Genomic DNA, 20,728 nt, shown 5'->3' on the forward strand with positions numbered 1-20,728 from the left:
ATAAATGACCCGACTTTTTTTATAAATTTACAGCTACAAAAGAAGCCTATTATTACTTCTTCAAAAAATAAAAACCTCCAGTTTAAATACTAGAGGTTTTTTCTTTACTTCTTCAATCGTTCAATAAAATCGTTCAATTTATCAAGTGATTTCATATTCTGATTACAAGCTACACCATCTTTGCAAATATAGTTTCCCTTTCTAACGAATGTTCCTTGTACATCACCTTTAATTTCAACTAAAAACATTCCTACTTCTTCATGTCCATGACATAATGAACAAATGCTCTTTTTATTTAAACTTTGGAACGTACCTTGCAGACCAACAAACTTATTTTTATCATTTTTCGCTATAATAAATTTCCTGCTTGACCCTTTATCAATCCAGCTTAAATAAGATAATTCTTTCATGTTCAGTTCTTCCATATCAGGAAGTTTTAATTTTTTCGCTTTAGGAAATAATTTTTTTAATGTTTGCGCTGTAACTTCCTGAAACGGAATGACATACGGATTTATTTTCAGTAAAAACGATTCTGCATCTTCTCTATTTTGAACTGTTAATACCGTATCAATTAACTCTTTCTGTTCATCCGTTAAATTCTCAAATACATGTATTATCTTTTCAATCGCTAGTGATTTTAACGCTTGAATTACACCTCTATCATTTGCCGTTGCATGCCCATTTGCTAAAATATAAGCTTGTGACTTTATAAAATTGTATTGATCACTTCTAATAAAAACTTCCATCTTTATCACTCCATACAAATTGTTGATCTAGTCTTATTGTATACAATGATTCAGCATTTTGATATGTAAAAGATAACTTAGAAATGAACATTACATACTCTGACTATGTTCTACCGAGGCATTTCCTGACAAAAGAAACCATCATCTGTTTTCCATTCTGCATATAATACATCTTCAAATTTAGTAATCCCTTTTTGCTTTATTTGTTTATAAAGCCATCCTTCATCAAAACCTGCTTCTCTCAAATTATCTTTCACTACTTTCCCATCACTAATTAATGAAATTGGTAAGTATACAGGCTTATGTTTTAAGCTTAAATCATTTATAGTGGGAGATTCATATTTGCTCTTTTTCAGAACACTTATGTTTCCATTAGGTTCCAAAATCATATATTCAACTTCTCGGATTGAAAATATATCTTTTTGTTGTCTTAGCATTTGTTGTAATTGATTAATATCCAAATGATTTGAACTTAATTGTTCTCGGTCAATCTTTCCATTACGGATAATAATGGAAGGATATCCTTCAAAAAACCTTCTTGTTCCTCTTATTTTTTGTGTTATCACTTCTATTGTATAAATTAAAACCACCCATACAAATACTGAATATAAAATAGACCACACTTTAATTTTAGGGTCATATATTGAATTACCAACAAGCTCACCAAGAACGATAGCAGAAATAAAATCAAATGGCGTCAGCTGAGATATTTGTGTTTTCCCTAATATTTTCGTAGCAATTAACAGAACAAAAAATCCAACTAAAAGCTCTATCGTTATTTGTCCAATATGATTCATATATGTTCACCTTTCTGCTTTTCACTCAAATACTATGTATACTATTTAGTAAAAAAACGGCACAATATTGCTATTATCATGCCCATTCATATCCAGTAGATACAAAGCAAAAAGAGTCTAGTTCAATTTAATAATTGAACTAGACTCTTTTATCTTCATTTAGAGTACACAATCTTTTTAATCGTTTCTCCGGAAAGAAAATACTCCTCTGCAAGTTGATGAATGGAAATTCCGCTTTTAAACGCTTCTTTAATTGCTTTGTTTCTTTCATCTAGTTGTTTTCTTCCTCCAGATCGTGTACCCCATTTATAATGTTTCGTTTCTTGTTTTGGAATGTAAATTGTTTCACCTTGTATATACTTTTGAATTTCAGCAATTAAACTCTCCGGTAAAACGGTCTTAGCCTTTACGTATTTCATTTCTGCTCGCCCCTTATTTTTTATGGTTCATTTCAATAAGGTGCAAAGCCAAATATAAAAAATGATACGAGCTCATTTTGGCGATGAATTGTATATTACTTGTCTACCTCACGCAAAGTATCGCCATTTCCATACTTGGCTTTGCATGAGACGCTGCAGTGTCTGGCAATTGAATTATAATCGCCATATAAACACCTCCTAATATACCTTTTGTATTTTATTATATGATAAATTCCTTCCCCTTGCATCCACATCCTTTTTTAAGCATGAAATTACTTAGTTTGATATAATAACTTTTTAGTCCAATCCAAAAGTATAGTGAGGTTGCGTTATGAAGAAGAAAATAATCATTACAATCGTTACATTATTCATTATTACTGTAGCATTATTTGGAACGTACAAATTGATGAACGCAAGAAGTTTGCAATTGTTTGGAGATTTAACAAACCGAGTAGAAACAAATGAAAAAGTGATTGCTTTAACTTTTGATGACGGTCCTACTAACAATGTAAAACAAATATTACCACTACTAGATACATACAATGCAAAAGCTACTTTCTTTTTAATCGGAAATGAATTAGAGAAAAACTTATCGTTAGGAGAATCTATCGTACAATCTGGACACCAAATTGGAAACCATACATATTCTCATAATAGAATGGTTTTTAAAACACCTTCTTTTATTAAAGAAGAAATAGAAAAAACGAATTCATTCATCCGCCAAACAGGATTTACAGGCGCAATTGATTTTAGACCACCTAACGGGAAAAAGCTAATCGGTCTGCCCTATTATTTAAATAAAAACAATATCGAAACAATCACATGGGACCTTGAACCGGATACTTTTTATAAATCTGCTGCTGATAAAATTGAGTATGTTAATGAAAATGTAAAACCAGGTTCTATCATTTTACTGCACTCTATGTACGATGAGTCTAATGAAAATTTACAGACCATTGAAGGTATTTTAGACTCATTATCTAAGAAGGGCTATCAGTTCGTAACAGTAAACGAACTGCAAAAAAGAGCAAAATAAAAAGGTAGCGTATCATAAAACGATACGCTACCTTTTCTTTTTAAATAATGCCAAGTACATTTAAAAATACGATAATAATCGCAATTGGTGCGATAAAGCGAAGTAAGAATAACCATAATACGAATAATTTATAGCCCTTATTTTTACTTACACCAAGTTCTTTCATTAATACATCTTTCTTCATTTTTAAAGGAACAAAGATGGAAACTAATAAAACACCAAGTGGCATTAGTACGTTACTAACCGCATAGTCCGCTAAATCAAAGATTGTCTTTCCGAAAATCTTCAGATCACTTAATATACCAAATGATAATGCTGATGGTACCCCAACAACGAAGATTAATAATCCTACGATTAAAGCCATTTTTTCACGTTTTCCTTTACCTTTTGCAGTTAAAGATGCAACGCTAATTTCTAACATCGAAATTGCTGATGTAATAGTAGCAAAGAAGAATAGTAATAAGAAAACGATGAAGAATAATTTTCCGAACGCCATTTTACTGAAAATAGCCGGCAATACGATAAATAATAGTCCTGGTCCTTGAGATGGTTCCATTCCAAATGCGAACACAACTGGGAAAATTGCAAGTCCTGCAAGTAATGTAATAACAAGTGTTAAAGCTACGATAGAAAATGCTGAACGCGGTAAACTTTCTTCCTTCGGTAAGTATGAACTATATGTTACCATTACTGCTACACCGACCGATAATGAGAAGAACGATTGACCCATCGCATATAATATGACTTCTGATGTTACATGTGAGAAATCAGGTTGTAAGAAGAAACGAACTCCTTCTCCCGCGCCGTCTAATGTAAGGGCACGAACAATTAATACAAAGAATAAAACGAATAGCGCTGGCATGAAATATTTATTTACTTTTTCAACACCGTTTTGTACGCCTTTACTTACGATAAAAATAGTAATAAGAATGAATAATAACTGTGCTCCTACTGCTAAATAAGGATTGGAAATGATTTCACCAAACGTAGCTTCGTATGCGCCATTTCCTTCCCATAGTCTACCTGTAATTGCATTCCATAAGTATAATAAAATCCATCCCCCTACAACGCTGTAGAAAGAAAGTAATATGAAACAAGTTACAATCCCTAATTTCCCTAACCATGGCCATAGTGTTTTTGGTGCGATTTCTCTATATGCATCAACAGCCTCTTTTTGTGTACTTCTTCCGATAACGAATTCAGCTAATAATAGCGGTAAACCAATTAATAATGTGAAACCGATGAAAATAAGGAAGAACGCCCCGCCTCCTCCGATGCCGGCCATATATGGGAATTTCCAAATCGCCCCAAGACCAATTGCTGAACCTGCTGCAGCTAATACGAAACCTAATTTCGATGTCCATTGCTGTGAATTCATCTGTTAATCTCCTCTCTTTATCTTTTTCTGTTTTACAATCCGGTAGTTATATTGTTCTATGCACACTCTTTTCTAATACGTTCACTTCCTCCCTACTAATAAAAAAACGCCCCTACGTAAATACGTAGGGACGACAAAAATATCGCGGTACCACCCTAGTTATGAAGATACAACAAAAGTAAGACCTAAATAAAAAACGTCCCTACGCAAATACGTAGGGACGATAAATTATCGCGGTACCACCCTAGTTATGAAGCCACAACAAAGTAAGACCTAAATAAAAAACGTCCCTACGTAAATACGTAGGGACGATAAATATCGCGGTACCACCCTAGTTGTGAAACAATCTTCACCACTTTATTTGATAACGGTATAAACTACCGTCTTTCATTTCCTCATAATGTGAGATTTATGAAAGATGCTCCAGGACGAACTTCATGAATAATCTATATACTGATTCACACCAACCATCAGCTCTCTGAAATAGGGAGATATTCACTACTATACCCTTTCATTGCCCAAATATTATTTTCCGAATTGATTACTATCATTTTTATCACACATTAAAAATAGTGTCAACTTATATTTTGAATTTTTATGTATTACATTCTATTTAAAAATGTAAAATATGACTTTTAAATGAATAATATTAGAATATTTATGTGCCATACTATATTAACTTCTCTAACAGGTTTATAGTAGTATACGATAAATGCAAGTCAGCACGAGTAGGAGGAAAGAATTTTGTCTACTTCAAAAGTTTTAAAAGGTACTGCTTTATTAAGTGGTGCAACAATGATTTCACGTATATTAGGTTTTATATACTTCTTCCCTTTTCAACTATTAGTCGGAACACAAGGGGTCGCTTTATATGGATATGCATATTCTTGGTATGGTATTTTATTAAGCTTCTCAACTGCCGGTATTCCTATTGCCGTTTCCAAATTTGTTGCAAAGCATAATGCGCTCGGTGATTATAGTACAAGCAAAAAATTATACAACTCTAGCGTAAAATTAATGTTGTTTATGGGCTTTTTAGGGTTTTTAACTTTATTTATTGGAGCACCATACATATCACAATTTATTATTCGCTCGAAAACGCCAGATCCACAATTTATCGCCGATGTAACACTTACGATGCGAGCATTAAGTTTCGCACTTATTATCGTACCAGCTATGAGTGTTACACGTGGTTATTTCCAAGGTTTTCAACATATGAAACCAAGTGCCGTGTCTCAAGTCGTAGAACAAATTGCGCGCGTGGTTTTCATTTTAGTTGGTAGTTTTATCGTCTCAAAACTATTAGGGGGTTCGGTCGCCTCTTCTGTTGCAGTTGCTACGTTCGGCGCTGTTATCGGAGCGCTTGCCAGCGTTTCGATTTTAATGTTGTACTGGAAAAAATATAATAGATTAAAGCCTCCCGAAGGAGAATTAAAGTCAAGAGCATCGAATATCCCATTAAAAAATATTTATATGGAATTACTTCGATATGCAATCCCAATTGTATTTGTCGGTATCGCAATTCCGCTCTACACGTTAGTAGATCAATATACTGTAGCTGATGTCCTTAGAGCGATGGGAGAGCCGTTAGAAACAGCGAATGCAGTGTTCGCTTATATAACGAACTATGCCCAAAAGTTAATTATGATTCCAGCTTCACTTGCAACTGGATTCTCATTAACGATCATTCCGGCAATAACGAAATCTTATACAAGCGGGAAACTAGAAGAATTACAAGAACAAATTGCAAAGATATTTCAAGTCTTATTATTTTTCACTATCCCAGCTGCATTCGGTCTTGCTAGTATCGCTTACGATGCATTCCGTATGGTTTATGTAAATCCTGAAATTGCACTTGATGGATCACAATATTTAATTTCATTTGCACCTTCTGCTATATTAAGTGCGATTTTCACAGTTTCAGCAGCTATATTACAAGGAATCGATTATCAAAGAAAAACGATGATTGCATTCTCAGCCGGTATTCTCGTTAAAGTTTTAGTAAATACACCACTCTTACATTTATTTGGCGGACACGGTGCCGTACTTGGAACAATTCTTGGATACCTCGTTTCAAATGTTATTATGTTGTACTGCATCGTTAAGTTTGCGAAATTTAAAATTGGCGAAACAGCAAAAACAGTATTTCTTATCACGATTTACTCCGCTGCAATGTCTGCTGTTGTAATTGCATTAAAAGCGATTTTAAAATGGATGATCCCTGGACAATCTTATACGGAATCACTTCTCATTGTCTTTATATGTGGCGCTGCAGGAGGGCTTGTTTATCTTTTATTCGCCCTAACAAGCGGACTTGCTTCACATATTCTCGGTGATAGACTTCAACGATTACCCGTACTAGGTAAATTGATTAAATAAAAAGAAAGAAGGGATGTAACGCATTGTTACATCCCTTCTTTTTTACTTCGCGTATTGAATATGTTTTTGTTGTTCAGCAATATGTAATTTTGGCGCATGGTGTTCTACTAAATGTAATAGCTCTTCAATTAACACTTCTAACTCCTGTACACTACACTCGGGTTTCCCTATTAACGTATTTGCCATTCGCTCGTTTAGATTTTCTGGCTTAATACTCATTCGTTCCACATTATATGACATCCATTTAAACGCTGGGTGATGTACATACATTTTATTCAAACCAAATAAGACCCCAAATATATTTCTTTGCACTTCACAAATAACATCATATAGCATAAGCCAATCTTTTCGTTTTAAAAGCGCCTCTCGATTATGCCAGCGATTGCTTAACCAAAGATTTTCTGAAATCATCCGTTTCGCTAGATCTTCTGGATATGCTACCACTCTCCCTTTTAATTCATTCACTTTCTCTTCTCCATACAAACTAACACCATCATGAACGGATGATACAATACATTGTTTTTCATAACTTATATCATATTGAACCACCACATCCGAAATAACTTTCTCTACTGTTTCAGTTAAAAAGTTACTAATCTCTAATTTAATTCCCTCTTTTGTCAAATACGTTTCCGACCATTCCTCTTCCTCGTAAGGATAATATGACAAAATTGTTCCACCAATATGATTAATAGGCCCTTTACGATCTTCGTCCTCTGGTGGTGCTGACCATAAAATATGTAATTCTATATCTGAATGTTCATCTTCTAACTTTCTAGCTACTGAACCCGCTAAAATAATAGCTTCGATCTTCGGATTTCTCCTATAAATCTCCGATATTTCTATCGCTTTCTCTTTTAATCCCACTTCATTTCCCCCTATAATCGCAGTACACCCTTAATTTTCATTTATCTATTTCGATTTTACGTATTTTATTCCCTTTTCAAATTCCCACTAAATCATATTTCTATCCAATAACGTTGAACAATTTCCCCAGTATGAGAAGAAACTACTTCATTTTCTAACATACCGCCAACCTTTTGAATCGTTTTAGCCGAAGCAATGTTAACTTTATCGCAAGTTATTAACACTTTCTGCAACCCTAACTTTTGTGCTTCACCTAATGCAAGTTGTAGTTGTTTTGTAGCGTAACCTTGGCGACGTTTATTCGGATGAACACTATATCCAATATGACCGCTTTCCCGCAATAATTCTTCGTTTAATCGATGTCTAATATTCACAAAACCTATAAGTTCCCCGTTTTCAAAACTTAAAAATTGGCTAGACGGTACTCGATTACCTTGTAAGTTTTCTCCCACTTCTTGTTTACTCACTTTTTCAAACCATTCATCGAGAGAATCAAAATTTTGTAAAGAACTACTGCCGTGTGGTTGTTCTCCTGATTGTAAAAACGCATGTCTATATGCCGTAATTTCCCCACTATATTCATGTATTGGTCTTAATAGTTTCATTGTCATTCTCCCCTCTTTACAACCTAAAACAAACACCTTAATCGTGAAAATTTCACGATTAAGGTGTTTCTATCAATTTCATTCAAATAATCCCATACTCAAATAACGCTCACCTGTATCAGGTGCAATACATAAAACTTTTTTACCAGCGCCTAATCGTTTCGCTATCATAATCGCTGCGTAAACAGAAGCTCCTGAAGACGGCCCAACTAATAATCCCTCTTGTCTAGCTAAGTTTCTCATTGTCGTTAAAGCCTCTTCGTCTGCAATTTGAATAATTTCGCTATACACTTCTGTATTTAAATTTTTCGGGATAAACCCTGGACTTGTTCCTACTAGTTTATGAGGACCTGGAACACCACCTGATAAAACAGGTGATCCTTTCGGTTCTACTACTGCAATATATAAGTTTGGTAGTTTCTCTTTTAACGTTTCCCCAGTCCCTGTAATAGTTCCACCAGTTCCAGCCGTTGCTACGAATACATCAAGCTCGCCATCCATTTGTTCATAAATTTCAAGTGCAGTCGTATAACGATGAATATTCGGGTTTGCTGGATTTTCAAATTGTTGTGGAATAAAACTATTTGGAATTTGCTTTTGCAGTTCTAATGCCTTCGCAATTGCTCCTGGCATTCTTTGTTCTGCCGGTGTTAAAACTACTTCCGCTCCGTATGCTTTCAATAAATTTATACGCTCTTTTGACATATTGTCTGGCATAATTAAAATCGCTTTATACCCTTTCGCAGCTGCATTCATTGCTAAGCCTATTCCTGTATTTCCGCTTGTCGGTTCAATAATTGTATCTCCTGGTTTGATGAGACCATTCTCTTCTGCAACATGCAGTAAATTATAGGCAGCACGGTCTTTCACACTGCGTGACGGATTAAACATTTCTAGTTTTACATACACATCTGCTGCGTCTTCTGGAATAAATTTAGATAATCGGACGACAGGTGTATCTCCTATTAATTCTGTAACATTTTCACATAATTTCATAGTGCATCCCCTATTCTATCGTTTTCTTATCACTTGGTAATAACCAAGAAGTAAGTCCAATTAATGGTAGACAACTACATAGTAACATAATGAATTGTAGACTATATATGTCCGCCAATTTCCCAAGAACTACAGATCCTAAAGCTCCGAGTCCAAACGCAAGCCCTACAATTAACCCAGATACCATCCCTACTTTTCCAGGAACAAGCTCTTGCGCATAAACAACAATTACACTAAAACTACTTGAACTAATAAAACCGATACATAAAAATAGCGGTACGACCCACACGAGCGAAACGTGAGGTAATAAAAGGGCAAGTGGCGCCGAACCTATCATTGAAAATACAATAATTGTTTTCTTTCCAAATCGATCTGCTAACGGTCCACCAAAGAAAGTTCCTAATACACCGGCAATCATAAATGCGAATACGAAATACTGAGCATTTTTTATAGATAAACCGTAATGTTCAATTAAGTAAAATTGATAAAAATTCCCGATACCAGCACCGTACCAAGAACGTACAAAAGTAAGAAAAACAAGAAGTAGAATAACAAATTTAATATGTGTACTTACAATCGCATTTTCCGCCTCAAGCGCAGCCCTCTTTTTTCTTCTCACAGCGCCAGTTGCTAATTCATTCCTATACCAATTTGATACGAAAATTAATAATACAATTCCTGCTGCTGCAAATGCGGTAAAACCTAAAGAACCAATTTGGCCAAGCGGAACGAAAATTAACGCTGTAAAAATAGGAGCTAGAGAATTCCCTGTATTTCCTCCCACTTGATAAATCGCTTGCGCTAAACCTCGTTTTGCACCGGCTGCCATATAAGCAACACGAGCACCTTCTGGATGAAAGACTGCGGAACCTAATCCGATAAATAAAACAGAAATAATAACAATAATAAAGTTCGGTGCAAATGCAAGTCCAATCATTCCAAGCATACTCGAAAACATACCGAGCGGTAATAAAAATGGTGATGGCTTCTTATCTGAATACATACCAAAGACCGGCTGCATGATCGATGACGTCATATTTAATGCAAACGCAATCCACCCTACTTGCATATAGGATAAATTCATCGTTTTTTCCAAAATAGGAAACAATGCCGGCACGACTGCTTGCATCGAGTCATTTAAAAAGTGACCGAAACTAATCGCAAATAGTATTCGATATATCGTCGGTGTTTCAACAGTGTTTTTTTGCGAAACTGCCTGCATACGTGTATTTCTCCTTCCTGTACAAAATATATATTTATTACAGATAGTGTAATAAAGTAAAACTTTAACCTAGATAAATTCTGACTTTTAAAACATTTCTATTCTATACTGGTTTCATTTCTTTTTCCAGAAATATCACTTCTTTAATAATATATTTTTTCTATATGTTTTATCGGATTTATTTATAGAAATTTTCTATATTTTCTTTTATACTAGGACAGAGATGAAGGGAAGGATGACAACTATGAAGAAAAAAACAAAAGGAATCGTTGCACTCTCAATCACATTATCTATGTTTTTAACAGCATGTGGTCAAAAACAAGAGGCAACAACTACCGGAGAAAAGAAAAAAGAATCTTCAAAACAAGTATTAAACATTGTAGAAGCTGGGGAAATTTCTACAATGGATTCATCTATCGCAACTGATGGGTTTTCTTACGCTGCATTAAACAACGTAATGGAAGGATTATATATGCCTGGTCCTGACAATAAACCTGTTCCCGCGGCAGCTGAATCATACAAACTGAGCGAAGACGGAAAAACATATACATTCACCTTACACGATTCAAAATGGTCAAATGGTGATCCAGTGACTGCTCATGATTTTGAATATGCATGGAAGCGTGCTATAAATCCAGAAACTGCTTCTGAATACGCACATATTATGTTCGATATTAAAAACGCTGAAAAAATAAATAAAAAAGAATTACCAATTGATTCATTTGGTGTAAAGGCGATTGATAATAAAACGCTTGAAGTACAGTTAGAACACCCTGTTCCATACTTTTTAGGGTTAATGGGATTTGCAACATTTTATCCTCAAAACAAAAAAGTTGTAGAAGTGCAAGGGAAAAATTACGGACTTGAAGCTGCAAATGTAGTTTATAACGGGCCGTTTCAATTAAGTGAATGGAAACATGATACAAGTTATAAAATGTCAAAAAACCCGAACTACTGGGATAATAAAAATGTGAAGTTAAGTGAAATTAATGTAAATATCGTAAAAGATACTTCCACAGCCGTTAATTTATTTGAAAGCAAACAAGTTGACCGAATTACGATTAATTCAGAGTTTGTTGATAAATATCAAAAAGATCCGAGCTTAAAGAAAATGGAACGTCCTTCTATGACATTTTTCCGATTTAGCCAAAAGAATCCTTTATTAGCAAACAAGAATGCTCGAAAAGCTATTTCGCTCGCTTTTGATAAACAAGGAATCGCAACAACGATTTTAAATAATGGTTCTATACCGGCGAATGCATTCGTTCCGAAAGGATTCGTAAAAGGACCTGATAATAAAGACTTTCGCAGTACAAGTAATGTAAAAGTAGAAACAAATGTGAAAGAAGCTAAATCACTATGGGAAACTGCGAAAAAAGAAACAAATTTACAAAATGCCTCTCTTTCAATCATAACAACAGATGAGTCTAACGATAAAAAAATTAGCGAGTTTTTAAAAGGTGAACTGGAGAAAAACTTACCTGGACTTAAAGTCACATTACAGCCACTTCCAGTAAAAGCATTTTTAGACCGTGAAGGAAATGGTGACTATGAAATTTCACTTTCTACATGGGGACCAGATTATCCTGATCCTACAACATTCTTAAATATGTTTGTCACTGACGGACCGTTTAATAAGATGAGCTATTCAAACAAACAATACGACGAATTAATTGAGAAAACGAGCTCTACTTTAGCAACTGATTTACCAGCACGTTGGAAAGCGTTCCAAGATGCAGAGAAAATCTTACTTGAAGATGATGCAGCTATCGCTCCAATATTCCAATCAGGGCTTGTATATTTAGAACGTCCAACAGTAAAAGGTGTTGTTATTCGTCCATTTGCAGGAATTTATTCTTATAAGTGGGCCTCTATTACAGAATAAGAAAAAGGCGATCCTAACATATATTAGGATCGCCTTCTTTATTAAATTGCAAAACGCTTATACTTTTCGTAATCACTCGTCTTACATTCTACTTCTAGTTTTGTACCTTCGTTTTCATAACTTGTAGATAAAACGTGCGCATGATTATTGAAATAAGAAACTACCTGTCCTTGATCATACGGAATTAACATTTCACACTTCGTATACTCTTTATAAATGTGTGAACGAATCATTTCGACAAGCTCTTCTATCCCAACATGTTTCTTCGCTGATACATAAACGCGGTCTTCTTGTACTTTCGGAATTTCAACATCTACCATATCTGATTTGTTATAAGCATAAATCGTCGGGATATTTTCTACTCCAATTTTCTTTAACGTTTCATTTGTAATATCAATTAACTGTTCATAATTTGGATTTGCGTAATCTACAACGTGAATAAGTAGGTCTGCTTCCGCTACTTCTTCTAACGTTGAACGGAATGCTTTCACAAGGTGATGTGGTAATTTACTTACAAATCCAACTGTATCTGTTAATAAAAATGATTTGTTATCTGGCAAATCAATATTTCGCACAGATGTTTCTAACGTCGCGAATAACATATCTTTTTCAAATACTTGTTTCTCTTCTGTACCGTTGTAAATTTCAAGCATCGCATTCATCGTCGTTGACTTTCCGGCGTTCGTATAGCCTACTAATGCTACAACTGGTACTTCATTTTTCTTACGTTGCTTTCGCTGCGTTTGACGCTGGGCAACAAGTGCTTCTAGATCTTTATTTAAAACTGAAATTTGTTCTTCAATTTTACGACGATCTAACTCTAATTTCTTCTCACCGACACCTTTATTTTTCGTACCAACTCCGCCGCTCTGTCTTCCTAACGATTCACGAAGACCGATTAAACGAGGCATCATATACTGAAGGTGCGCTACCTCTACTTGCAACTGCGCTTCTTTCGTTTTCGCACGCTGCGCAAAAATATCTAAAATTAATATGGTACGATCAATAACTTTACAATCTAAATCCGCTTCTAAATTTCGAATTTGTGAAGGAGATAATTCGTCGTTAAAGATTACCATATTCGCATCTACTTCATTTACATAGGCTGCTACTTCTTCAATCTTTCCTTTTCCAATATAATGGGACGGATTTACTCGTTGTAAATTTTGCGTCACTTGCCCAATTACCTCTACATCACAAGCTTCTGCAAGGTTTGTTAGCTCTTCCATTGAATATGCAAAATCATCTTCATTACCTAAGTTTACTCCAACTAGAACTGCTCTTTGTAATAATTCTTCCATATATTTATTCCTCCATTTCGATTACGTAAAATAAAAAACACAGGTTACTGCCTGTGTTTTCGTAAACGGATAAGGGTTCACCAAAGAAATAGAAGAAAGTTATACTCTCATCCTATCTCATAGTCAAAAAGTCCCAAGATCATATACGCATCCACAATAAGTGTTCACCTATACGATCCCATTCTATTTATAAAGGCAAAACAAAAAGAGGGCGTATTCGTCCCTCCCTCTTTTTCACATATAAGCTTAATAAAGGGTTCCTTTAAAATAGGCAGACCAATCCCGTTCACTCTGCACACAGACAGAGCCTTTGAGCGCTATTCAATTATTGGCACAAAGTATTGAGACGTAATCTGATTAAGATCAAAGGAAGCCCCTCCGTTCATTTTAAGTTACATAAAGTGTAGCATAAGTAATTCGCTTTCACAAGGTTTAACAACCTATATCACGCGAAAGAAAATCCTTATATTTTTACTTTAATCGTCATTTTTTGCGAGTGCTTTTCACAACAAAAATAACAAAAGTAATTATCAATAACAGCCCAATGGAAATGATAGAAACTTGCCACCAACTTAAACTACTCACCATTTCCCCTTTTAAATCGACTTTCTTCGTCGGAATAGACTCTTTTGCAATTTGACTTAAAGCCACTTTGTCCGCTCCTGCCTCATCTAATCTCTTCGTTCCACTACAACTATGTGTGTGTAATTGTTTTTCAGATCCTCTTTGAGAAGAATATACTAAGTACTCTCCTCCCTCTACAAAGTGAAACACACAATCACCACCATTTGTATATACAATAATTTGCGAAGAAGTTGTCCCTTTCCAAATTTCCTTCACTTCAAATAATACTTCAATCCCAATCCCTTCTTTCCTTCCAACCTCAATTACCTTCCCCTCAAATACTACATCGTTTTTTTGAAATGCATCTTCTGCTGATACGTTAATACAATCACAAGCATAAGATTTCCCTGGAAAAATAATAAGAATAAAGCTACAAATAATGACAACAGGCAATATATACAAAATTCTTTTCAAAGAGCCCAACTCTCTTCATTATCAATTTTAAAAACTTATCGTATATTATTTTTTACAACACTCGCCAAATTCCTTCATAGTAAGTTAAGCTTTTTCGTTTCAATACAATAAAAGTCTTTATTGACATTTTTACAACCTAATAATAGTATCAGGTTATAAAAATAAGTTAGGAGATGTTCCTATGCATTCTAAATCTCGTATTACTGCAATTGGTACTTATGTTCCAGATCAAATATTGTCTAATAACGATTTAGAGAAAATGATTGATACGAATGATGAATGGATTGTACAAAGAACAGGAATGAAGGAAAGACGAATCGCGAGCGAAGACGAATACTCCTCACACTTAGCCATTAAAGCAATTGAAAATTTATGTACAACTTTTAAAAAGAACTTAGAAGATATAGACTGTATCATCGTCGCTACAACAACCGCTGACTATGTTTTTCCGAGTGTCGCGTGTCAAATACAACAACACTTCAGCATACCTCATACAATAGCATTTGATTTAAATGCAACTTGCGCTGGTTTCACATATGGCCTGCACATCGGTAATAGCTTGATTACTTCTGGATCACATGAAAAAGTACTTGTCGTAGCAACAGAGACATTATCTAAAGTTACTGATTACAGCGATAGAACGACCTGTATTTTATTCGGTGATGGTGCTGGCGCTATTTTATTAGAAAGAGATGAAAACAAACCAAGCTTTGTCGCCGCTCACATGGGAACAAATGGTGCTGGTGGCATTCATCTATACAGAACAAATCTATCTACTACTATGAATGGCACACCACTGCAAATAAAAGAAAAAATCGTTCAAAATGGGAGAGAAGTATATAAATGGGCAACACGTACGGTACCAGCAGGTATAAAAGAACTATTACATACCGCAAATATGCAAATAGATGATATAGATTGGTTCATTCCTCATAGCGCTAACTTACGAATGATCGAATCTATTTGTGAAAAATCTCAAATTCCAATACAAAAAACATTAACGAGCGTAGAATATATGGGGAATACATCTTCTGTCTCTATTCCACTCGCTCTAGATTTAGCTAGAAAGGAAAGGAAATTAAATAACGGAGACACACTTTTACTATACGGATTTGGCGGTGGTCTTACGCATTTAGGCCTTATTGTGGAGTGGGATTTAAACTAACATTTTTCTTTTATACAACTAACTACAAAAAAGCAGCATCCAAAGATTGGTTACCCCACTTTGAACGCTGCTTCTACTCTCTTAATTTTATTTACCTGTCCGAGCCCATATCACAACAGGAATAAGCATGAAAGCTAAAACGCCCCCTGCTAATGACAATGCCGCATAACTTGAATTCGCTACTACCATTCCTGACATCGCTCCACCTGAGGCTCCCGCTAGCGCAATAAACACATCTATTTTCCCTTGTGTTTTTGCACGTGTGGAAGGTATAGTTGCATCAACAATTTGAGCCGTTCCACTTATTAAACCGAGGTTCCATCCTAATCCAAGTAAAGATAAAGCAACAATTAATAGTATTAAAGAATCACTCGGCGCTATTGCAGCTATGACACCTGCTGCTAGTAAAATTACTCCGCCAGCTATACTCATCGTAGTTCTTCCAATTTTATCAATTAACATTCCTGTAACGAGAGATGGAAGATACATTGCACCTACATGAAAACCAATCACAAGTCCTACTGCACTTAAAGCGTGACCGTGATGCCCCATATGAACTGGAGTCATCGTCATAATTGCAACCATCACGATTTGAGTAAGTATCATTACGATTGCCCCAACTGTAATACCTCGTTTATTTTCTGTCGCTTCTTCTATTACTGGTTGCCCTTTATATGTATGCTCTTGTTTATATGTTTCTATCATATTAGCAATAAGTAACGGATCTGGACGAAGCATAACAAATAGAACAAGACCAGCTAGTATAAATGCTGCTGCCGATAATATGAACGGACCAGCAAGTTCAGGAATTCCAATTGAATGAGCAAACCTTCCCATTACACCTACTAAATTTGGACCTGCGACTGCACCAAAAGTCGTCATTACCATCGTAATACTAATAGCAGTTGCTCTTTGCTTCTTATTCGCTAAATCGGTTCCAGCATAACGTGCTTGTAAATTCGTAGCTGTGCCCGCGCCATATATAAGTAAAGAAACTAGTAAAAGAATAATACTATTTGTTAAAGCTGCCACCACAACTCCAATAGCCCCTATCCCGCCTACTATAAAACCTCCTGCAAGCCCTATGCGGCGACCATGTTTTTGCGATAATTTCCCAACAAAGAAAGCCGCTACCGCAGATCCCATTGTAAACATAGCAGCTGGTAACCCTGCATATGCATCTGTCCCAAGCATTTGCTGCGCAAGGAGTGCACCTACTGTAATTCCAGCCGCTAACCCTGCTCCACCGAACATTTGTGAAATACTTACGATTATTAATGTTCGCTTGTATAATTTTTGTTGCTCTTCTTCTGTATACATACGATTACTTTTTAAAGCCCCCGCCTTCTCCAACAATTCCTCAGCCTCCCTTTAAAATTAAACCCTCTTGTTAATGTACTATGTTTAACGTTACATATTCAATGGCATTTCCCATTCTTCTCTTTCATTCTAAAAAACTCTCTAACCAAATTCGTCTTCTCTCATGCTATGTTAAAAATACTACTACTCACAATATGCAAGGAGAAAACAGTAAAAAAAACAGGCTACTATTAGCCTGTTTTTTTACACTTCCTCTACCACTCTTTCCCTTCTCTTTTTACTCAAAGTCGTTCCTTCCCAAAATAACAAACTTACTAAAGCACAAACTAAAATAATTGGTACACTCGCTTTATATAAATCTGTAAAACTCATCGCCATCTGATTCTTAGCATAATGATTCACGTCATCTGAAAATGCGAGTACCTCTTTCTTTACAATTTCCTCTTGCTTTTCAACTTCCTTTATCACTTGATTCATAACTTCTTCTCTTTTTATATCTCTATATTCTACTGGGATAGCATTTAATACTTCATCCACTTTTTGTTGAATTAATTCGTCTTTTTTCTCTTTATTTAACCCTACAAATGTTTCAGTTTGCTGCTTTTCTATATTTTTTTCTATACTTTGATTCTCTATTTTTTCTTTTGCTATTTGTAATACCTCAGCTTGCTGAGCACGATTCACATGAATATTGCTCACTTTTTCTTCTGCATAACGATATACATTCTCTTTATTTACAGATAAATTGTGAGTTAAGTTAGATACAAATATTGCGACCGCTAATACAATTCCTACTTGCCGCAACATCGATACAACACTTTGAGAAGCAGTTAATAATTCCCCTTCAAACGAAGACGCACTTAAAACTGTAATTGGCCCTACTACTAAACCATATCCAACACCTAATATCATACATGGAATAATAATTTCTATATTTGTTGAATTAACAGCAATCATTTGCAACCAATAATAAGAGAAACCCATAACAAGAAAGCCTGACAAAATAATAGTTACTTTTCCGAGTTTTTTAATTAAAGTTGCTGCAACTGGTGAGACAAAAAATATCATTGCTGAAATAGGTGTCACTAAAAAAGCTGCTTCAATTTCCGTTCGGCCTTGTATTTTCGTCAAGAACGTCGGAAGCAATACAGTAACTCCAATTAAAAATAAATTACTTAATATGACAACGATAGACGCTCCGACAAACATTCGATCTTGAAATAACTTTAAATTCACCATTGGATTATGAATCTTTCGTTCTACTAAAACAAATAGAATAAGAGAAATAGTGCTAATTGTATAACAAGACAAAGCAATATTACTTTGCCATCCCCATGTATTGCCTTTTACTAATATGAGAGTAAAAGAAAAAATTGATGTGCTACTTAATAGTAGTCCTACCCAATCTATTTTTGAGATAATACGTTCTTCATTTTTTATTTGTAACATAATGCAGCATAAAATGATTCCAAGAATACAAATTGGAACATTTACGAAGAACACCCATCTCCAACCGAAATTTTGTGTAATAATTCCACCTATTACTGGTCCCATTGCAGCTGATAGTCCTTGTGTTACACCTAAAATTGCAAGTGCAACATGCCTCTTTGCTAATGGCATTGCTGATACGCCGATTACCATACTTGTCGGAAATAAAATTGCTGCACCAATACTTTGTATAAAACGAGAAAAGATGAGAAAATCGCCCGTATTAGCAAAAGCACAAAGTACTGATCCACCACCAAAAATTATCAAACCAAGAATATACATCTTTGCTTTCCCAAAAATATCAGCTATCCGTCCTAGTGGAATGGCGAGTACTGCAATCGTCATCGTATAAACATTTAATATCCAAGACATCTTTTCTAATGAAGTATTTACACTCGTTTGTATGGCTGGTAAAGCTATATTCATAATTGTCGTATCAATCATACAAAGAAATATACCTAAGCACATTAAAAAGACAATCTTAATACCCTTTGATTGCTCCATGTTCATCTACCCCTTTATTTATTATGAACGTGTTTTTCATCCTTCCGTTTTATTGTGTTTTTTTACTTCTAGTTGCTCTAGTTTTCTTTTCAATGTCTCTACTTGAGCACTATACGATGCAATACCTACATCGAGTGAAATTTCCTCAACAAAAGTAATACCTTCTCTCCACTTTTCATATTTCAAACGAAGATCCGCAATGTATACCTCTTTCCTTTCAATTTCGTCCTCAATCCATTTTTTTATTGCCTTGTCATCGCTATAATTACCGAAATACATCCTCATTAAAAAATCTGAACGTAAAACATCTTTCTCTACATCTGTTTGCATGTATTGATAAAACTCTTCACGCCCTTCATCTGTAATAAAGTACATTTTCTTATTCGGTTTCCCTTCTTGCATAATAACCTCTTTCTTTATTTTTCCCTCTTTTTCCAACTGTCGTAACGTTGGATAGATCATCCCAAAACTCCCATCAAAAAAATGAGTAAATACGTCTTCAAACACAATTTTAATATCATAACCAGACAATTCTTTTTCCATCAATAAACCTAAAACAACATCTCTTCCCTTCAAAATAAGACCCCCACACTGTATATAATCAATAATCATATTAACAATGTTAATATGATTATTGATTATATACCCTATTCTGTTAATTGTAAAATGTTTCTAAATAAAAAAAACACCCTGTAATTTTATTGTTCAAAATTACAGGGTAGTTCTACTTTATATTTCATATGCAAACTTTGTACTATTTTACAACTTCATCTTGATTTGTTTCAAAGCCTTCTGTCTTTCCCTCTTTTATTTCATAATAATACGAAGGTAATTCTATATTATGTTCTAAGAGGTAATCCTCAATTAATGAAATCATCACTTTCAACGTTTTCAAACGTGCGTATAATTTATCGTTACTTGCGATAATTTGCCATTTCGCATTTGGCTTATTTGTTTTTTCAAACATGTCTTCCATTGCTTCAACATACTCGTCCCATTTTTCACGGTTACGCCAATCTTCGTCTGTAATTTTCCATCTTTTCAAAGGATTGTTCTCTCTATCTTTAAACCTCTTTAATTGTTCATCTTTGCTAATATGATAGAAAAACTTCCCGATTATATAATGATCATCTGTTAATAGTTTTTCAAAATCATTAATCTCATCATACGCTCTCGTCCACTCTTCCTTTGTAGCAAAACCTTCAACACGCTCAACTAACACACGGCCGTACCATGAGCGATCAAAAATAGTAATTTGCCCGTACTGAGGTAGTTTCCGCCAGAAACGTTGCAAGTAGTGGTACCTTTTTTCATGAGGTGCTGGTGCTCCAATTGGATTTACTTGAAACCCGCGCGGATCAAGATGTTCTGTCACTCGCTTAATCGCTCCGCCTTTTCCAGCCGCATCCCAGCCTTCCATAACGAGCATAACTGCGATTTTTTCTTCTTTTACAATTTGCTGTAATGCTAATAAGCGCCTTTGATATTTTTCAAGTTTCTTATTGTACTTAGATTTCGATTCAATTCTTTTCGTTACATCTACTTTAGCAAGATGTCCATTTTCCATAAAACAAATCCCCCT

Annotated in this window: 18 protein-coding genes and 1 other annotated feature; of the genes, 4 read left to right on the plus strand and 14 right to left on the minus strand. The window is 35.0% G+C overall.

Translation table 11 applies throughout. From position 1 onward, the window contains the following. Positions 1–104 precede the first annotated feature (104 nt). From MKO96_RS05670 to MKO96_RS05680, 3 genes are all read right to left on the minus strand, one after another. Positions 105–746: a FusB/FusC family EF-G-binding protein gene (locus tag MKO96_RS05670; RefSeq protein ID WP_240586952.1), complete on the minus strand. Its 642-nt coding sequence runs from the start codon at positions 744–746 to the stop codon at positions 105–107. A 110-nt stretch (positions 747–856) separates the two neighbouring features. After that, entirely contained in the window at positions 857–1,543 is a 687-nt protein-coding gene (locus tag MKO96_RS05675; protein ID WP_240586953.1) for a DUF421 domain-containing protein, read from the minus strand. Between the two features lie 155 nt (positions 1,544–1,698). Continuing rightward, a complete protein-coding gene (locus tag MKO96_RS05680; protein WP_240586954.1) occupies positions 1,699–1,962 on the minus strand; it encodes a CD3324 family protein in 264 nt (87 codons plus the stop codon). A gap of 331 nt (positions 1,963–2,293) precedes the next feature. Between MKO96_RS05680 and MKO96_RS05685 the strand changes: the two genes are divergently transcribed. After that, the gene (locus MKO96_RS05685; RefSeq protein ID WP_240586955.1) at positions 2,294–2,998 is read left to right on the plus strand and encodes a polysaccharide deacetylase family protein; all 705 of its coding nucleotides are present in this window, start codon (positions 2,294–2,296) and stop codon (positions 2,996–2,998) included. A 40-nt stretch (positions 2,999–3,038) separates the two neighbouring features. Here MKO96_RS05685 and MKO96_RS05690 read toward each other — a convergent pair whose 3' ends face one another. Then, positions 3,039–4,376, minus strand: a complete 1,338-nt coding sequence (locus MKO96_RS05690) for a sodium-dependent transporter (RefSeq protein WP_087980152.1) — start codon at positions 4,374–4,376, stop codon at positions 3,039–3,041. A 301-nt stretch (positions 4,377–4,677) separates the two neighbouring features. Continuing rightward, positions 4,678–4,900, minus strand: a binding site (T-box leader). Positions 4,901–5,120: 220 nt separating this feature from the next. Between MKO96_RS05690 and MKO96_RS05695 the strand changes: the two genes are divergently transcribed. Further along, positions 5,121–6,755, plus strand: coding sequence for a putative polysaccharide biosynthesis protein (locus MKO96_RS05695; protein ID WP_240586956.1), 1,635 nt, complete (start codon positions 5,121–5,123; stop codon positions 6,753–6,755). Positions 6,756–6,797: 42 nt separating this feature from the next. On the opposite strand, the gene MKO96_RS05700 is transcribed toward MKO96_RS05695, so the two are convergent. From MKO96_RS05700 to MKO96_RS05715, 4 genes are all read right to left on the minus strand, one after another. After that, on the minus strand, positions 6,798–7,622 hold the full coding sequence (locus tag MKO96_RS05700) for a DUF4037 domain-containing protein (RefSeq protein WP_240586957.1): 825 nt from the start codon (positions 7,620–7,622) through the stop codon (positions 6,798–6,800). A gap of 92 nt (positions 7,623–7,714) precedes the next feature. After that, a complete protein-coding gene (locus tag MKO96_RS05705) occupies positions 7,715–8,227 on the minus strand; it encodes a GNAT family N-acetyltransferase (RefSeq protein ID WP_240586958.1) in 513 nt (170 codons plus the stop codon). 78 nt (positions 8,228–8,305) lie between these two features. Then, entirely contained in the window at positions 8,306–9,223 is a 918-nt protein-coding gene (gene cysK / locus MKO96_RS05710; RefSeq protein WP_240586959.1) for a cysteine synthase A, read from the minus strand. Between the two features lie 10 nt (positions 9,224–9,233). After that, entirely contained in the window at positions 9,234–10,445 is a 1,212-nt protein-coding gene (locus tag MKO96_RS05715; protein WP_240586960.1) for an MFS transporter, read from the minus strand. 244 nt (positions 10,446–10,689) lie between these two features. Between MKO96_RS05715 and MKO96_RS05720 the strand changes: the two genes are divergently transcribed. Next, positions 10,690–12,330, plus strand: a complete 1,641-nt coding sequence (locus tag MKO96_RS05720; RefSeq protein WP_240586961.1) for a peptide ABC transporter substrate-binding protein — start codon at positions 10,690–10,692, stop codon at positions 12,328–12,330. 41 nt (positions 12,331–12,371) lie between these two features. Here the strand turns inward: MKO96_RS05720 and hflX are convergent, their stop codons facing one another. Both hflX and MKO96_RS05730 read right to left on the minus strand, forming a co-directional pair. Then, positions 12,372–13,631: a GTPase HflX gene (gene hflX / locus MKO96_RS05725; protein ID WP_240586962.1), complete on the minus strand. Its 1,260-nt coding sequence runs from the start codon at positions 13,629–13,631 to the stop codon at positions 12,372–12,374. 483 nt (positions 13,632–14,114) lie between these two features. Then, the gene (locus MKO96_RS05730; protein ID WP_087980146.1) at positions 14,115–14,669 is read right to left on the minus strand and encodes a cobalamin biosynthesis protein CbiN; all 555 of its coding nucleotides are present in this window, start codon (positions 14,667–14,669) and stop codon (positions 14,115–14,117) included. A 181-nt stretch (positions 14,670–14,850) separates the two neighbouring features. Between MKO96_RS05730 and MKO96_RS05735 the strand changes: the two genes are divergently transcribed. After that, positions 14,851–15,834 carry a ketoacyl-ACP synthase III gene (locus MKO96_RS05735; RefSeq protein ID WP_240586963.1) on the plus strand — a complete coding sequence of 328 codons (984 nt, stop codon included), beginning with the start codon at positions 14,851–14,853 and terminating at the stop codon, positions 15,832–15,834. Between the two features lie 87 nt (positions 15,835–15,921). Here MKO96_RS05735 and MKO96_RS05740 read toward each other — a convergent pair whose 3' ends face one another. The 4 genes from MKO96_RS05740 to MKO96_RS05755 form a co-directional block, all read right to left on the minus strand. Next, the gene (locus MKO96_RS05740) at positions 15,922–17,190 is read right to left on the minus strand and encodes an MFS transporter (protein ID WP_240586964.1); all 1,269 of its coding nucleotides are present in this window, start codon (positions 17,188–17,190) and stop codon (positions 15,922–15,924) included. A gap of 207 nt (positions 17,191–17,397) precedes the next feature. Further along, positions 17,398–19,146, minus strand: coding sequence for an MFS transporter (locus MKO96_RS05745; RefSeq protein WP_240586965.1), 1,749 nt, complete (start codon positions 19,144–19,146; stop codon positions 17,398–17,400). Positions 19,147–19,182: 36 nt separating this feature from the next. After that, positions 19,183–19,722, minus strand: a complete 540-nt coding sequence (locus MKO96_RS05750) for a PadR family transcriptional regulator (protein WP_240586966.1) — start codon at positions 19,720–19,722, stop codon at positions 19,183–19,185. Positions 19,723–19,900: 178 nt separating this feature from the next. Beyond that, entirely contained in the window at positions 19,901–20,713 is an 813-nt protein-coding gene (locus MKO96_RS05755) for a polyphosphate kinase 2 family protein (protein WP_240586967.1), read from the minus strand. Positions 20,714–20,728: the final 15 nt, after the last annotated feature.

Origin of the sequence: Bacillus sp. ES1-5 (assembly GCF_022487605.1) — a bacterium.
GTDB classification, from domain to species: Bacteria; Bacillota; Bacilli; order Bacillales; family Bacillaceae_G; genus Bacillus_A; species Bacillus_A wiedmannii.

Bases quoted from the DNA above. Each gene is read 5' to 3' on its own strand.
- MKO96_RS05670 (WP_240586952.1), bottom strand. From the start codon at position 746: ATGGAAGTTTTTATTAGAAGTGATCAATACAATTTTATAAAGTCACAA.
- MKO96_RS05675 (WP_240586953.1), bottom strand. From the start codon at position 1,543: ATGAATCATATTGGACAAATAACGATAGAGCTTTTAGTTGGATTTTTT.
- MKO96_RS05680 (WP_240586954.1), bottom strand. From the start codon at position 1,962: ATGAAATACGTAAAGGCTAAGACCGTTTTACCGGAGAGTTTAATTGCT.
- MKO96_RS05685 (WP_240586955.1), top strand. From the start codon at position 2,294: ATGAAGAAGAAAATAATCATTACAATCGTTACATTATTCATTATTACT.
- MKO96_RS05690 (WP_087980152.1), bottom strand. From the start codon at position 4,376: ATGAATTCACAGCAATGGACATCGAAATTAGGTTTCGTATTAGCTGCA.
- MKO96_RS05705 (WP_240586958.1), bottom strand. From the start codon at position 8,227: ATGAAACTATTAAGACCAATACATGAATATAGTGGGGAAATTACGGCA.
- cysK (WP_240586959.1), bottom strand. From the start codon at position 9,223: ATGAAATTATGTGAAAATGTTACAGAATTAATAGGAGATACACCTGTC.
- MKO96_RS05715 (WP_240586960.1), bottom strand. From the start codon at position 10,445: ATGCAGGCAGTTTCGCAAAAAAACACTGTTGAAACACCGACGATATAT.
- MKO96_RS05720 (WP_240586961.1), top strand. From the start codon at position 10,690: ATGAAGAAAAAAACAAAAGGAATCGTTGCACTCTCAATCACATTATCT.
- hflX (WP_240586962.1), bottom strand. From the start codon at position 13,631: ATGGAAGAATTATTACAAAGAGCAGTTCTAGTTGGAGTAAACTTAGGT.
- MKO96_RS05735 (WP_240586963.1), top strand. From the start codon at position 14,851: ATGCATTCTAAATCTCGTATTACTGCAATTGGTACTTATGTTCCAGAT.
- MKO96_RS05745 (WP_240586965.1), bottom strand. From the start codon at position 19,146: ATGGAGCAATCAAAGGGTATTAAGATTGTCTTTTTAATGTGCTTAGGT.
- MKO96_RS05755 (WP_240586967.1), bottom strand. From the start codon at position 20,713: ATGGAAAATGGACATCTTGCTAAAGTAGATGTAACGAAAAGAATTGAA.